Here is a 15,519-nt window from a genome sequence, read left to right as displayed (position 1 = left end):
GGCCATCTGCTTTTTTGCTTTTGGCTTTGCAGACTTCACCCTGATCACACTTCATTCGGCTAATACCGGAGCATTTAATGAATCCATGCTCAGCCTGCTATATGCTGGGGCAATGGCTGTGGATGCCTTTGCTGCACTATTCTTTGGCTGGCTTTATGATAAGGTCGGGCTGAAGGCTCTGATCATTTCCACACTATGCAGCACATTCTTCTCATGTTTTGTTTTTATGACTGGAAATGCCTGGTTGATCGGAGCTGGGATAATTCTGTGGGGGATTGGAATGGGTGCGCAGGAAAGTATTATGAAAGCAGCTGTCAGCGGAATCGTCCCGCGTTCCATGCGAAGCACCGGTTTCGGAATATTTGAGACAGGATTTGGTATTGCGTGGTTTCTGGGCAGTTGGCTTCTCGGTGCCCTGTATGATTTGAATCCTGTGTATCTTGTCACTGTGTCTGTGGTATCACAGTTTCTGGCGATTGCATTTTATGCTTTATGCCTCCGGTGCAATAAGACAGAGTGTTAACAATTCCAGTTTGTTGGAATGAGCATTATACCGGAATTTAAAATGTATCACAGTAAATAATTGAGCTTATTTTTATAAGTGCAACTCTTCGGAGCTGCACTTATTTTTGTGGAGAAAAATATGGCAGCTACAAGACTTATATCATTACATATGAACAAAGGAAGGACTCTGGCGAAGTGTCTGAAGGACAGAACGGATTATGAAATGAATCCTGATAAAACTGACAAAGGGAAGTACATTTCATCTTATGCCTGTGATCCGAAGACTGTTGTGGAAGAGTTTCTTTTATCAAAAAGAGAATATGAGCAGAAGACAGGTAAGCATCCGAAGAATGATGTGATTGCATATCAGATAAGACAGTCCTTCAAGCCTGGGGAGATAACACCGGAGAATGCAAACAAGATTGGATATGAAACTGCCATGAGGTTTACCAAAGGTGATCATGCTTTCATGGTGTCAACGCACACGGACAAAGCACATATTCATAATCATATTATCTTTAACTCAACTGCTCTCAGTGGTGACAGGAAGTTTAAGGATTTTCTTTTGTCGGGCATGGCGCTTGGAAGGCTTTCCAATCTTATCTGTATGGAGAATGGATTGTCTGTGATTGCTCCGCAGCCTTATCACAGCAAGACAACCTATATCCATGAAGAAAGAGGACCTACCTTCAGGGACAAGCTCAGGGAATCAATAGATGTGGCTCTTTCCAAAAGGCCAGGCTCTTTCGATGACCTGTTATCTGAATTATCAAAGCAGGGCTATGAGATAAAACGTGGCAAGCATATTTCGGTTAGGGGAAACGGTCAGCAGAGATTTATCCGCTTCCGTTCACTTGGAGAAGGCTACACGGAAATAGATCTGCAGAAAAAGTTTGAAGGTATTGAGAAGGGAACAGCTCCGAAAGAAGAAACTCCAAAGAAAACAGAGAAACCATTTTACAGAGATGACAAGTTTGATCTTCTGCTAAACATCCAGGACATCATTGCTCAGGGAAAAGGATCTGGCTATGAAATGTGGGCGAAGAAGTTCAATGTCAAAAATGTCATGAAGGCAATTCTGTTTTTTCAGGAGAAGGGACTCAGAACTTATGATGAGCTGGAGAAAATGGCGGGAGATACTTCCGATAGATTCTCACAGCTCTCCGATGATATCAAAGGATATGAGAAACGTCTCAAGGAAATCGACAGCCTCCGTGATACCATCAAAGATTATTCCAGGACAAAAGAAATATATCAGCAGTATAGGCAGTCAGGTTACAGCAGGAAGTTTTTTGAAGAGCATAAAGATGACATCATGACTCATAAAGCAGCCAAAGATGTTTTCGATAAGCACAAAGGGAAGTTCCCTTCATACAAAGAACTCAGTGCAGCGTATGGGGAAGTTCTTTCAAAAAAGAGAGCGGCTTATGCTGAGTATAAGGAAGTCAGAAAAGATATGCAGACATATCAGACTGCGAAGTATGACATAGATCAGATTCTGGGAATTAGAAAAGAACAGGAACAGAATAAAAATCGTGAACGTTCACGGTAAACTTTTGGGACAGTGCATCATGCCTGTCCCTTTCTATTAACAATCAACGTGCGTCATTTGCCATCTTCTTGGCGGAATTTCTTTTAGCTCCGGAAGGAGCGTAGTCAGATTTTAATCTGAGGCGAGGGGATTGGGGATGTGCCCCAACAAGTGAGTTTCGGGAAGATATATACCGAAACCCCACTTGCCACTTTACTCTACCCCCCCCCTTTGGGGATGGGGAAGATGCGCGGGACTTTTGAGGGAGGAACAAATAAAAATGATCAGGGGAAAACAAAACGGGAACAAAAAGTATGAAGTCATATATGCGGATCCGCCATGGAGGTTTCGGGTCCGGACAGAAAAAGGAAAGGGAAGGAGTGCAGAGAATCATTACCCAACAATGAAGCTTGATGACATCTGCAATCTTCCGGTTAAAGAAATTGCTGCAGACGATTCTATCCTTTTCATGTGGGCGACATTTCCAAATCTGAAAAAGGCATTTGATGTCATCGATGCCTGGGGATTCGAATTTAAAACTGTGGCCTTTGTTTGGGTGAAACAAAATAAAAAATCAGATTCTCTTTTCTGGGGCATGGGCTATTGGACAAGATCCAATGCCGAGATCTGCCTGCTTGCAACCAAAGGACATCCGAAGCGAATCGACACATCGGTTCATCAGGTTATCATCAGTCACATTGAAGAACATAGTAAAAAACCTGCAGAGACAAGAGACAGGATTGTGAAACTTGTGGGTGATGTTCCTCGGGTGGAACTCTTCGCGAGACAAAAAACTCCGGGGTGGGATATCTGGGGAAATGAAGTGAAGAATGACCTGGAACTGGCCGCGTGAGATATACGTGGGTTATAAATTTTATCTTAATATAGGGGAACGATCATCAAAAAATGGGCTTATGATGGTACAATGGATATATCTTTTGAGATAGGAGTTTTGTGATATGCCGACACTTGATTGGATTGGAAAAAGCAAGGTGGTAAACCATCATCTGGATGTTCCCTACCATGTGCTTGAAAGAAAATATAGTTTTGACGAAAACGGACAGCATGATGAAGATAACGGATCTGAAAATATGATTATTCATGGAGATAATCTTATTGCGTTAAAGTCATTGCTTCCACATTATGAAGGTCGCATTAAGTGTGTATATATTGATCCTCCGTATAATACCGGAAATGAGAATTGGGTTTATAACGATAACGTGAATGATACCAAGATAAATGAATGGCTTGGTAATGTTGTCGGCAAGGATGGAGATGATTTGTCAAGACATGATAAATGGCTTTGCATGATGTATCCCAGATTGAAACTTATCCATCGATTGTTATCTGATGAGGGAGCTATTTTTATTAGTATCGATGACAATGAAATTACTTATTTACGAAACATAATGGATGAGATATTTGGCGCGTCAAATTTTATTAGCCAGATAACATTAAAATGCAATCCAAAGGGAAGGAGCCAAGATAAATACTTTGCCACATCACATGAGTATCTTTTGGTATATGCAAAAAGTCTTCCGCCAAAAGGCTTTTTCAGTGTTCTTAAAGATGAAGACCAGATTAGGGATGAATATAGGGAAGATGATCATGATGGAAGAGGCCCTTATCGTTCTCTTGAATTGCGTAATACACATAGAGAATTTGGAAAAGAAAACAGACCTAATTTGTTCTACCCATTTTATGTAAATGAATCTGACGGATCTTTTTCTCTCGAAAAAGATGAGGTACATACGATTGAAGTACTTCCTTTATGGCCGGATGGATATGAAGGATGTTGGACATGGGATAAACCTCATTCATTAAGAGATAATAGTTATCTGAAAGCAAAGAATACGAATGGTGTTTGGAAAATATATAGAAAAAGTTATGCTTATGAGGATGGCGAAGCTGCAAAGAAAAAGTTGTTTACAATCTGGGATAATCCACTGTTCTACACGGAAAAAGGACAAGATGCTTTTGGAGAGTTGTTTCCTGGTACAAATAAAAATGATTTTCCCCAGCCCAAGTCTGTTGAGTATGTAAAAGAAGCTATACGCACGATAACACATGATGGAGATATAATACTTGATTCGTTTGCGGGGTCAGGTACAACAGCTCATTCAACACTAAAGTTAAATAAAGAGACTGATGAGAATAGACATTTTATACTGATTGAACGTGAGGATTATGCGGATAGGATTACAGCTGAAAGGGCAAAACGTGTTATAAATGGATATTCTTCTGAAGAGGGCGCTGGTGGAAACTTCAGTTACTATGAACTTGGACCAGAACTATTTTTAGGAGAAAATCTTAACGAGTCACTTGAAGTACAGTATATTAGAGAATACATATACTTTACAGAAACCAAGAGTCCTATTCCTGAAAAGGACGAGAACGATGTTTATCTACTTGGAGTACATTCAAATAATGCGATTTATTTCTATTATGAGAAAGATAAATTAACGACGCTAAATAAAGACTTTTTGGCTACAATAAAAACACCAGCGGAGAGTTACACTATTTATGCGGATAAGTGTACATTAAGTGATTCTGAACTGGAGCGATTCCATATAGAGTTTAAGAAAATCCCACGTGATATAAGGAGATTTTGATTGTATGAAATTAAAAACATATCAGGAAGATGTTTTAGGAGATCTCGAGAAGTATCTTGACTGTGTTGACGAGAAGAAAAACATAATAAGCGGATGGGAAACGTACTGGAATAATAAAGATATTAGCGTTGGAACTGATGGTGTTCCAGCTTATCATAATAATTTTCCGGGGACGCCACACGTCTGTTTTAAAGTACCTACTGGTGGTGGAAAAACATTTTTGGCATGTTCTTCAATAAAAACAATATTTGATCATATGCCACAAGACAAGCCGCAGGTTGTTATTTGGCTAGTTCCATCGGAGGCTATTCTTACACAGACTATAGAGAATCTTTCGAATCCAAAACATTTTTATAGAGAGAAATTGGATAACGATTTCTCTGGTCGCGTTGGTATTTACACAAAAGAAATGCTTCTTAGCGGTCAGAATTTTTCTCCGGATACTATAAGAGAGATGTTAACAGTATGCGTTTTTAGTTACGCATCCTTGCGAATTAATAGTTCTAATCGTGACACTAGAAAGGTATACCAGGAAAATGGTAACCTTTTAAACTTTGCTCACTACTTTAAGGATAATGAATTATTATTAGCAGATACGCCGGATACTGCGTTAATACAAGTGCTTCGTCAGGTATCACCTGTGGTGGTGGTGGATGAAAGTCATAATGCAGGGTCAGTTCTAAGTAATGAGATGATTCAAAATTTGAATCCTTCGTTTGTGCTTGAATTAACTGCCACACCTAAGTCTTCGAGCAATATAATATCTTATGTTGATGCAAGAAAACTCAAATCTGAACACATGGTAAAGCTTCCAGTTATCTTTTTTAATAAAAAGACAAGACAGGAGGTTATTCGTGATGCTATACAGCTGCGGGGAAGCATAGAGAAAGAGACAATTAAAGAATACAGTGTGTCTGGGAAGTATATTCGTCCTATTGTTTTATTCCAAGCAGAACCCAAAACAGATGATGACAAAGATACCTTTGATAAAGTGAAAAATCTTTTGTTGAATATGGGAATACCTGAAGAACAGATTGCGATAAAGACTTCTAAGATAAATGATTTGAAGAATATCGACTTGATGTCTGATAAATGTGAGATTAGATATATCATAACCGTTAATGCTTTAAAAGAGGGATGGGACTGTCCGTTTGCATATATCTTAGCTTCACTTGCAAACAAGTCTTCAAAAATAGATGTTGAGCAGATACTTGGAAGAGTATTACGTCAGCCGCATACAAAAGAATATGCATCGACACTATTGAATTCATCATATGTTTTTGCTTGCTCAGAGAATTTTAAGGATACTATAAGCAGCATAATTAAAGGATTAAACAATTCCGGCTTTAGCAGAAAAGACTATCGAGCGCCTGTTGAAGAAGTGGAAAACGAGGATCATGCTAATGAGGAACATGGTTTTGAGGAAAACACGGAACAAACATCGTTTATGGTACAGGAGCCTGCACCTTCGTATGGAAACAGCGAATCTGTGGATATGTTCTCTGATATAAATGCAGAAGATATAGCAGCTTCTATACAAAACAGTGGTGCTGTTGATAGCCAGGTAATAAGTGATATGCTGGCCACTATAAACACGGAGGCAGAAGATTATAACAATGAAATAGTATCAACCCAAGATAGTCCCTTTATAGGAGGTGAGCTTGGAGATATGATTACTCAGAATGTTATTCGCGAACAGTTTAGAGAAGAAATAAAAGAGCTTAAAATCCCACAGTTTTTTGTTAAAGGAATGGGGCAGACAACGTTGTTTGGTGGTGAAGATACTCTCTTGGAGCCAGAAAACCTTTCGGAAGGCTTCTCACTAAATGGATTAGATGCAAATATAAATTTCAACCTCAATACTGGAGAAATTTACAATATTGATCTTCGTGATGAGGGCGAAGCTATTCCGCAGTATATTTCATTTAATAAAACTGATAGTGATAGGATAAGGAAGTATTTTGACCAACTAGCTCCAGAGCACAAGCGTACTCAAAGCATAAATAGGTTGGCAAAATGCCTTAATCGTAATAACCGGTATTCAATGAGTGAGATTGAAGGATATGTACAACGCGTTGTTTCGAATCTATCAGAGGACGAGTTGGAAACTTTGAATTTATCTGCTCCTTCATATGCTGAAAAAATAGGTGATAAGATTACCGAACTTGAAAAAGTATATAGACATGAGAAGTTTATTACATGGTTAGATAGCGGAAAGGTCCTTTGCAAAGAGTCTTATAAAATGCCCGAACTCATTACACCTATGTCCACAATTGATTCCATACCATATTCTCTTTATGAGGCGGAAAAGGATGATATGAATCCATTTGAAGTGAAGGTGATAGATTCAATCGTAAGTACAGGTAAAGTGAGATGGTGGCATCGTATAATAGAAAAAAATGATTTTTGCATAAATGGATTTATTAAGCATTATCCTGACTTTATGATTAGAACTACATCTGGCATGATCCTTTTGGTTGAAGCAAAAGGTGATCACCTTGACAACTCCAACAGTAAGCTGAAGCTTGCACTTGGAAGAAAGTGGCAGGAGAAAGCTGGAAACAATTATAGGTATTTTATGGTGTTCAATGGTGAAGGCCTAGATATGGATGGATCATACTCATTAGATAACTTTATTAGTATGATGAAAGATATGTGATTTGGACTTTTGGAGGAAAATGAGACCGGTCTCAGGAATTTGTGAGACCGGTTATCTCATTTACTTAAAAATCTCGTATTGCTATATTATTATCTCCTGAGACTCTTTTTACAATGAATTATGAAACATTTGTATTTGCTTCATTGGCTTCAATTGTGCTGCTTTTTTTCTCATTTTTTGTGGAGTAAAGCTTTTTCCAAGCAGGGGGATTTTTCATGCGCTTACTGTAAAAGATTAGCATTGTCTCTGCATAACCTAAAGATCCAGCTCTTCTTTCTTTGGCAGTTTTTACTATTTCTTTTATGGAAATGTCTCCAAGTTTTTCTTTGAAGATATCATCCTTTATTTCATTTTCAAATGCATTTAACAGTCGCGCTATTCCATTCATCATGTTAGCGGAAAAAGATTTTGGCTCACCTTCCCAAGTCATTATGATAAGTCCAAGCACTCTGTTCAACATCTCATAGCCATATTTATTATATATGCTTTCTAAGGCACCTACAGCGCAGATACAGCCAGGGGTGGAACTGGATGCAATCTTAAGATCATAAGACTCCACAAGAGATTTTATCATTAGTTCTTTTTCACTACCGGCTTCACAGTTTGCGTTGAATATTTCATATGGTAGTAAGGGCTTAACATTTTTCATTTGGTTAGCGAAAATATCCGCTTCTTCATTATATTCCAGATCATCATATATCATGCACCATACGGGAGTCTCTCTACTTCCAGAAGCCAAAGCAACAATTTCAGCGGTATGCTGCCCGTTAAACACATAATTAATGCCATCTCGTCTGCTGACTTTTATTGGATTAATCTGGTTAAGATCAAAACTCTCAACTGCCTTTTTTACATGCAGCATAGACAGATTTCTTTGATAATCCTGATTGGATACAAGATCTTTAATAGGTATAAGCTCAAAATGAACATGTGGTATGAATTCACTATAATTCTCAGTCATGTATTATTCCTCTCTACTAGAGCTTCTTGAATGGTGTTGATTGTTCTTTCAAGAAATGACAGCTCTTTTACCAACTGCAATCTGGCTTTTGTTGTAATTCTGTTAAAATCAACTGAATTATTAACTCTTTGTATTGATGAGATCCAAGATCCTATTGTCATGCATAAGCTATTAACGTCTGAATCAGGGTCATATACTGGCATTTGCCGAATTTGTGCACTTTCAGAGAGTTTTAATTCACGTCGTTCTTTACGGCTAACGGGTGCTTTATTCTGCTGATATTTAGCTTTTATACCATCCCGTATATCAGCAAAGGTTAAGTGTTCGATTTTACATTCACGTACATTTTTAGCTACTGACCTTATTTCGTCAGGCGGTATGCGGGAGAGCTCAATAATGTTATCGTGAGACACTAGGAGATGCCCTGACAATATTTGACGTGCAAAATCTGGATCGCTTTCATAAATGGTATCTATTGCAGATGCATAGATTCCATATTTAAGCACTGTGCCGCTAGCTACATATAATCTTTTGCCTATGGTTGAAGCGACCTTAGATTTTAGGTTTTGCTTTTGTACACTGCTTAGCATCTCAATCATTGAGGAATAGTGATACTCTTTGCCAATAAGGTATTTTTGATATTCATTTGTTAGATCGTGTCGGAGGAGTTGATTTTTACATATGAACACGGCTGCGCTGTTAAAATCAAAAAAATCATATTCTCTGATGTCGATAGGTATACCGATTTCATTGCATAGATTAAAAATCAGTTCGTCATTAAGATGCTTATTATGCCAGGTTTTTATGGTTTTTCGGCCTGTATCTTGACAGAGTTGTTCTCGTAATTGCTGTATGTCATTTTTGCTATATGGTTGAATTAGTCGGCTGAGAACGGGATCAGTAATTATTGTTTGTTGTTTTTCTGTCTCCATTTGTTTCACCCTTCATAATGGTTATTGGATAGAATCAAACTCTATAATTTTATTATCATATGTGTGACCATAGAGCTTTATGGTGGATTGTTTAATGGGACTATCTTTTAATAGGGACATCTGATGTAAAAGATCAAAGCTATAAATCTCACAATCCTTGTCAGAAGAGTAGTTTATTTTTATAGCATCTCTACGTTTCTTTTCGCATCTTTGAATAGCGATGAGTCCTTTACTTGGATTGATAAGTAGATAAATATACTTAGGATTGTTTAAGTACTTAAGGGTGCTCTTGTGGATCCGAATTCTCATTTTTTTCGTGTCGATCAGAATTGATGGAGCTGCTATCATTTCTGGCATCTTCATTAGTTTCCTCCCGTTCTATTTTGAATACAGCATAATCATCAAAAATGTTAATCTGAATGGTGTCTTTATGTTCGCTTACTGGGACTCCGAACTGATTTTTCCATTCTTCAGGGTAGTAAGCAGTTCTTTTTGCGATGCCATTTGAATCTTTTTTGGATAAATATGTTTCAGCACAAGTTAGATCAAAAACAAATAAGTAATCTGCGCCGGCATGAACAAGCTTTCCCAAGACTTTGTATCTGTATTCTGGATTCCAGTCCATGAGCTTCATTACTTTAGCAAAAAAGATTTTACATGAAATAGAACGAGGTTTTCTTTTTCCATCGTCGGAAGTGGAAGACCATCTAAATGAGTCTTTCATATCTTCACTACATGGTTTTACAGCTAATTTTTTTTCTGTTGGATTTACTAGAAATTGAACATATTCAGCATTTGGAAGCCTTCTTATACAGGCCATGTTTACAGATACCTTTTCGTCTTTCAAGGTAACAGAAGGCTCAAATAAGTGAGCAAAGAATTCTCCGCGGACAACTTGGTAGCCCTCATAAGAAAACTCTGGTAATTCTTCGATGCTTTTTTCGGTAGGTGTTAACAATTTCAACTCGCTTGGATTTTCATTATTCATTTTGTTCTCCTAACTGAACTATGATTTCGTTCATGCCTTGGATTACCTGTGGCCTTGGGGTTACGCCTTCATCTTCTTTTAGAAAAACTTGTTTAGAGTCATCAATGCTGGCATCATTTTTTTCAATTTGATCTATCTCAAATTGGGCACAAGCAGTGTAATAATCATCACCGAAACTATCCACCCATTTTGCAGGAAATGCTTTTGTTCTACGATTTTTGTGAGGTTGTTCCTGAATATCATCTTCATTGCCATTCTCAATATATAGAATGGCGTCTTTAGCACTGAAGCAGATAACGGTCTCACCATTTATGTTTACGGGGGTTCCGACCATTTTATACCGAGTATCGTTATGCCATCCAAAGATCTGGAATAATGTTGGGAGGAAAGCGGCTCCACTTATTTGCCTGGGGACAACAAAACCATCCTTTTGTTTGCTCCAGATCATGAAATTCCTATTATTTCCTGATGCTTTCCTAACAGCGATGGTTTTCTTTTCAGGATGAATATATAGATCTATTCGCTCAATATTTCTGAGCTTTTCCAGGCAATATTTATTAAAAATCATTGAGCTTGAAGTGACAGAAAGCATCATCTGTTTAGAGGTATTAATAAATGGCGTTCTTACAAGTTCATATCCAGTAAGATCAATTCGGCCTTTTGGAATCTTGATTTCTGTGGGTATTGAAGGCAGTAAAACTACATTTTCTGTGCTTTCACATGCAAGATAATAATCTTGCTCATTAAAGCCTGCCCAACGCGGATGTACTGATACATACCCTCTTAGGACTCCGGTTCTAATTACGTGCATTTCAGGGAAATAGCCTTTGTTGCCATATTTCGCGTTACGGATAAGTTTCTGTACTGCAAAGAAATCTTCTCGGGATATGATTGCGTCATGATGATTCTTTTGCCGATATTGATTTCTGTCATGCTTGTTTTTTTTAGACTTATGATTGAGATAATTTGGAGTAAATGTTTTCCTGGCAAGTACGTCTCCACAGTATCTCTCATTCGTAAGAATCTGTAATATACTGCTTGAGGACCAGAACTGATTCCCTTTTTTGGTAAGACATTCTAGTTGTGTTAATGCATCAGCTATTTGTTGTGTTGAATAACCATATAGATATGAAAAGAAGATGAGCCGGACAGTTTTTGCTTCTTCTTCGTTTATTATTAGATCACCATTTTCATCGTGATCATAACCTAGCAATTTTGGAGTTAAGAATACGCCTCTTTTGAAACGCATTTCGATGGAAGCATTCATGATTTCTGACTTGGAGTGACTTTCTTCTTGGGCCAGTGTTGCTATGAAGGAGAGCGCCATTTCAGAGTTTTCATCCAAGGTAAAAATGTTTTCTGTTTCAAAGAAGACACCAACCGGTGATTCGAGAGCTTTGAGTTGACGTACATAACCTATGCAATCAATGATATTCCTAGCGAAGCGAGATACACTCTTTGTTACTATTAAATCGATTTTTCCGTCTCTGCAGTCATTTATCATTCTTACAAATTCATCCCGGTGCTGCAGAGAGGTTCCGGATATACCTTCGTCAGCATATATATCTACGAGTTCCCAGTTGCTACGTTGATTAACCATGTCTTCATAATGATTTTTTTGTAGTTCATAAGAAGAGGTTTGATTGGGATCATCCGTAGACACTCTGGCATATACAGCAACCCTTTTGGGCGCCTCGGATCTATAGAAGTCCTCTTGAGGAGTTGCAGGTATGACATCTAGTTGATCTTCTCCAACGCCTTTGTAACGAGATCTGATCTTTTCTTTTATTTCATTGTCATCTTTGATCCGGTTTTCGTCATTAGTCATAAGGTGGGATTCCTTTCTATGCCAATAAACGTAATATCGTCATCTAATTACAAAAATAATATTATTTATATTTATTGACCATGTTCTGTAGGCTAAGTACATGTCCCGGAAGGATAAGAAAACAGTTTTTTTATTATAATTATTTTGTTTGAATGGCCTTTATAATTGTTGTAAGGCTATTGAGCAAAGTTTTTTGTTTTTCTGGAGTATAGACTGATAATAATTCAGATAATTCAAAATCATTGTAGAAAACTACGGCTTCAGAAGAATTGTAGATAAAGTCATTTACAGTTACTCCGAGAACTTCGGAGATTTCTACAAGCTTTTGTAAACTGGGCTTTTTAATACCTCTTTCTATATTACTTACATAGTTAGCAGAGGAGTTTATTTGAAATGCTAATTGTTCTTGTGTGATATTTTTCTTTGCTCTACATAGACGGATTCTGCTTCCTATTACCTTATAGTTAATTTCCATATGCACCTCCACTATTGTCCTTATAGAGATAATATCCCTATAAAGATACTACCCCGAATGGGAATACAAATGCAATATTAATATTGTGATGAAGTAATTCGGATAGGGGAAAAGCATGATCAAATACGATAAATTATGGAATACTATGAACAGGAAAGATGTTTCTCAGTACAGACTATTAAAAGAAGGAATCAGTAATTCAACGCTTGATCGATTAAAAAAGAATGAGACAGTTACTACAGACACTCTGGATAAGCTATGCAATATATTGGATTGTAAGGTGGAAGATATCGTAGAGTATGTTAAATTATAAGCTGTTGTGGTTTGAACTATATAATGGCGAAATTATGAACTAAATCAAACATAATAATGATATAATAAGACGAGGGGGCGCAATGCTCCCTCTTTGTTTTCGGAATGTATTTTAGCGTCATATTGGAGGAATTGAAATGATTAGGAGCCAGATTGACACAAATATAGGTGATAGAGAATTTGAACTTCTTGAAGACCAGGATCATATGGAAGAGGTGTGGAAGGTAATGCAACCACGCCTTGAGCAGTATGTGGACGAATATCTTGAAGGTGTTTCTCATTATAAAGATAAGCCTACTCCGGGTGACAGTTATGCGGCATTGCTGGCTGAGATGATAAAGAAAAATGACAGGCTTCATGACAAATATCATGACTTATTTGACATGGATCTTATGGAAGAGGAGTATGCCGAAGATACAGAAGGATTTAAGGCTGTAACGCTGAAAAAGGAATGCGATGTGATAAACAAGGCATTACAGAGTAAATCTGAAGCAATGGGCGAATGGAAGAGCAAATTCTATGGATGTAAGAGCCAGCAGATATACGATACATTCTACAATATGATGTGCTTTGCAGAAGAGTATGATTCAGACATGACAGAGGAAGAACTTGAGTCTGTCGATACAATAGAAGACATAGGTTTAGCACAAATGAGTGAAGATGCTTGTTACCAGACCGGTGTTCTTGGCTTTGGAATTGTTTCGAATATATTAAATCACATGTACCCAAGAGTCTTTCCGGGGAATTATAAGGCAGGAGTTTATTCTTTGCACTTTCTTACAAATAAAGGCCATGGCGTTAATATGCCATCGGATAGTTCTGAATTCTTAATGGTTAAGGATGACTCTTATTCTAAAACTGGAATTATAGAAACAGAGCACAATTACTACTTTCCATATCAGACATTTGGATTATACTCTTTGCGCATATATAGGTATATGGAAAGCAGGATAAAAAGCCGTTTCAAGAAGGATTTTCCCTCTGATTACAGATATTTACTCACAAATGATTTCTATGAATATGTAACGAGTGTTCATAGACAGGATATAGCAACTTTATGCGGAAACGATGACATGCTTAAGTTCAATACAATATGGTGATTTATGAGTAAAGAAGAATTATTGAAAAAATACTTTCCAAAAGTGAAAGACTTTAGAGATATACAAGAGCCGACAATAGATGCTCTTATTGATGGCGAAAAGGTTCTTTGCTTGATGCCAACGGGTGGTGGCAAGTCTTTGATATATCAGATTGCGGGACTAGAAATAGGAAAGGCAACTCTGGTTATATCTCCTTTGGTTGCTCTTATGAGCCAGCAGTGTAAGCAACTTACAGCACAAGGTCTTTTATCAATCAATTTTTCTGGAATGGATTATAGGAAGCAGTTTAAGACCATAACAGATATGGCAAATGGAGTATTGCCTAAATTCATTTTTACATCCCCGGAAAGAATATCTAATGATGGATATCTGGAATATATGCTTACAAAAAGAAAAGATGATATCGGGCTGGTTGTTGTGGATGAAGTACACTGCGTTTCCCAGTGGGGAGAAGGATTCAGACCAGCATATAGGAATATACCTTTGTTTATGAATCGTATTTTTGGCAATGATTGGCCAAGGGTATTATGCCTCACAGCAACTCTTAATGAGAAGCAACAGAAACAGATCTGTGATGAATTTAAAATCACCAAATTAATTAAAGGTGAAAATCTTTGGAGAGAAAATCTACATTTAGAGATTATCAATCTTAAGGACGGAAAAGATGAGACTAAAGATGATGAGCTGGAGAGGATAATAGAAAAACATAAAGGGGAAAAAATCCTTGTCTTTGCACATAGAAAGAAAGGCAATAAGGGTACTACTCGTTCACTTTATGAGAAATATAAAGATAAATATGAGGGTGTGGCTTTTTTTGACTCCGATATAAGCGATACGGACAAGGAAACTGTTTTACAGGGATTTGCTTCAGGGGATATTAAGATCGTTTTTGCGACTTCAGCTTTTGGTATGGGTGTTGATATAGGAGATATTCGCGTAGTAGTGAATTATCTTATTTCGGAAACTGTTGAGCAGTACTATCAGGAAGTTGGACGTGGTGGAAGAGATGGTGCCCCTTCATATGGATATCTGATCTACACAAATCAGTCAAAGCGTGGACGGCGTATGCTTCTTAATCAGACATTATGTACGGAAACCACATTGAATGATGAGTGGGATAACAGAAAACTAGAGGACGGGCAGCCATTAGATCATGCTTCCTATGAGACAATGACTGAAGAGCAGCGGACAGCTTTCGCACTGCTTATGGATTATGGAGTAATATCCGTTGTTGCGAAAGGGGTTCAGTCGATAAAATGCTTTGACGGAGTTACAAAAGAAGGAAAGGAATTCCTTGAAGAATTAAGTAAGTTTTCTAAGTCAGGACTTATGAAGATCATAGCGAAAAAATCAGGTGAAAACATTAGTACATTGAGCCTGAAAATATGGGATAAGTGCATTAGTGGAGATATTAAGATGAAGGCAGCTCCAAGCAAAGCGCTTTTCTACACTATAAACAAAGAAATGACTGATGAAATTAAGGCCCAGATACTAAAGGATCAGGAACAGAAAAAAGAATCTAGAGTGGCAGCTTTCGAGCGATTTGTCGATGGAATTGAGGCGGGGAAAACAGCTGAACAGTTAGTAAAAGAGGCACTTGATATTTAGGAGGGAGCA

13 protein-coding genes are annotated in these 15,519 nt (G+C 37.7%); 8 read left to right on the top strand and 5 right to left on the bottom strand.

Annotated elements, in window-relative coordinates:
• From G590_RS0109275 to G590_RS0109255, 5 genes are all read left to right on the top strand, one after another.
• Positions 1 to 523, top strand: a 523-nt coding sequence (locus G590_RS0109275) for an MFS transporter (protein WP_022765389.1), incomplete at its 5' end; no start/stop codon positions are given.
• A 120-nt stretch (positions 524 to 643) separates the two neighbouring features.
• A complete protein-coding gene (locus G590_RS0109270) occupies positions 644 to 2,056 on the top strand; it encodes a relaxase/mobilization nuclease domain-containing protein (RefSeq protein WP_022765388.1) in 1,413 nt (470 codons plus the stop codon).
• Between the two features lie 259 nt (positions 2,057 to 2,315).
• Positions 2,316 to 2,888 carry an MT-A70 family methyltransferase gene (locus G590_RS0109265; RefSeq protein ID WP_022765387.1) on the top strand — a complete coding sequence of 191 codons (573 nt, stop codon included), beginning with the start codon at positions 2,316 to 2,318 and terminating at the stop codon, positions 2,886 to 2,888.
• Positions 2,889 to 2,994: 106 nt separating this feature from the next.
• Entirely contained in the window at positions 2,995 to 4,647 is a 1,653-nt protein-coding gene (locus G590_RS0109260) for a site-specific DNA-methyltransferase (RefSeq protein WP_022765386.1), read from the top strand.
• Between the two features lie 4 nt (positions 4,648 to 4,651).
• The gene (locus tag G590_RS0109255; protein WP_022765385.1) at positions 4,652 to 7,306 is read left to right on the top strand and encodes a DEAD/DEAH box helicase; all 2,655 of its coding nucleotides are present in this window, start codon (positions 4,652 to 4,654) and stop codon (positions 7,304 to 7,306) included.
• A gap of 118 nt (positions 7,307 to 7,424) precedes the next feature.
• Here G590_RS0109255 and G590_RS0109250 read toward each other — a convergent pair whose 3' ends face one another.
• From G590_RS0109250 to G590_RS20585, 5 genes are all read right to left on the bottom strand, one after another.
• A complete protein-coding gene (locus tag G590_RS0109250) occupies positions 7,425 to 8,267 on the bottom strand; it encodes a DUF6551 family protein (protein ID WP_022765384.1) in 843 nt (280 codons plus the stop codon).
• On the bottom strand, positions 8,264 to 9,199 hold the full coding sequence (locus tag G590_RS0109245; protein WP_022765383.1) for a hypothetical protein: 936 nt from the start codon (positions 9,197 to 9,199) through the stop codon (positions 8,264 to 8,266). The genes G590_RS0109250 and G590_RS0109245 overlap by 4 nt, the downstream gene beginning before the upstream one ends.
• A 277-nt stretch (positions 9,200 to 9,476) precedes the next feature.
• Positions 9,477 to 10,187 carry a hypothetical protein gene (locus G590_RS19005; protein WP_022765382.1) on the bottom strand — a complete coding sequence of 237 codons (711 nt, stop codon included), beginning with the start codon at positions 10,185 to 10,187 and terminating at the stop codon, positions 9,477 to 9,479.
• A complete protein-coding gene (locus G590_RS0109235) occupies positions 10,180 to 12,015 on the bottom strand; it encodes a recombinase family protein (RefSeq protein WP_022765381.1) in 1,836 nt (611 codons plus the stop codon). Before G590_RS0109235 ends, G590_RS19005 begins: the two co-directional genes overlap by 8 nt.
• Positions 12,016 to 12,154: 139 nt before the next feature.
• Positions 12,155 to 12,490, bottom strand: coding sequence for a helix-turn-helix domain-containing protein (locus G590_RS20585; protein WP_022765380.1), 336 nt, complete (start codon positions 12,488 to 12,490; stop codon positions 12,155 to 12,157).
• Between the two features lie 115 nt (positions 12,491 to 12,605).
• Here G590_RS20585 and G590_RS0109225 point away from each other — a divergent pair, with 115 nt between their 5' ends.
• From G590_RS0109225 to G590_RS18995, 3 genes are all read left to right on the top strand, one after another.
• Positions 12,606 to 12,803, top strand: coding sequence for a helix-turn-helix domain-containing protein (locus G590_RS0109225; protein WP_022765379.1), 198 nt, complete (start codon positions 12,606 to 12,608; stop codon positions 12,801 to 12,803).
• Positions 12,804 to 12,939: 136 nt separating this feature from the next.
• Positions 12,940 to 13,902, top strand: coding sequence for a hypothetical protein (locus G590_RS0109220; RefSeq protein WP_022765378.1), 963 nt, complete (start codon positions 12,940 to 12,942; stop codon positions 13,900 to 13,902).
• A 3-nt stretch (positions 13,903 to 13,905) separates the two neighbouring features.
• A complete protein-coding gene (locus G590_RS18995) occupies positions 13,906 to 15,510 on the top strand; it encodes a RecQ family ATP-dependent DNA helicase (protein ID WP_022765377.1) in 1,605 nt (534 codons plus the stop codon).
• The last annotated feature ends 9 nt before the right edge of the window (positions 15,511 to 15,519 follow it).

Origin of the sequence: Butyrivibrio sp. XPD2006 (genome assembly GCF_000420865.1) — a bacterium.
Classification (GTDB): Bacteria; Bacillota; Clostridia; order Lachnospirales; family Lachnospiraceae; genus Butyrivibrio.
The sequence above is the reverse complement of the archived record's forward strand: the minus strand, read 5'-3'. Positions and strand labels throughout refer to the sequence as shown.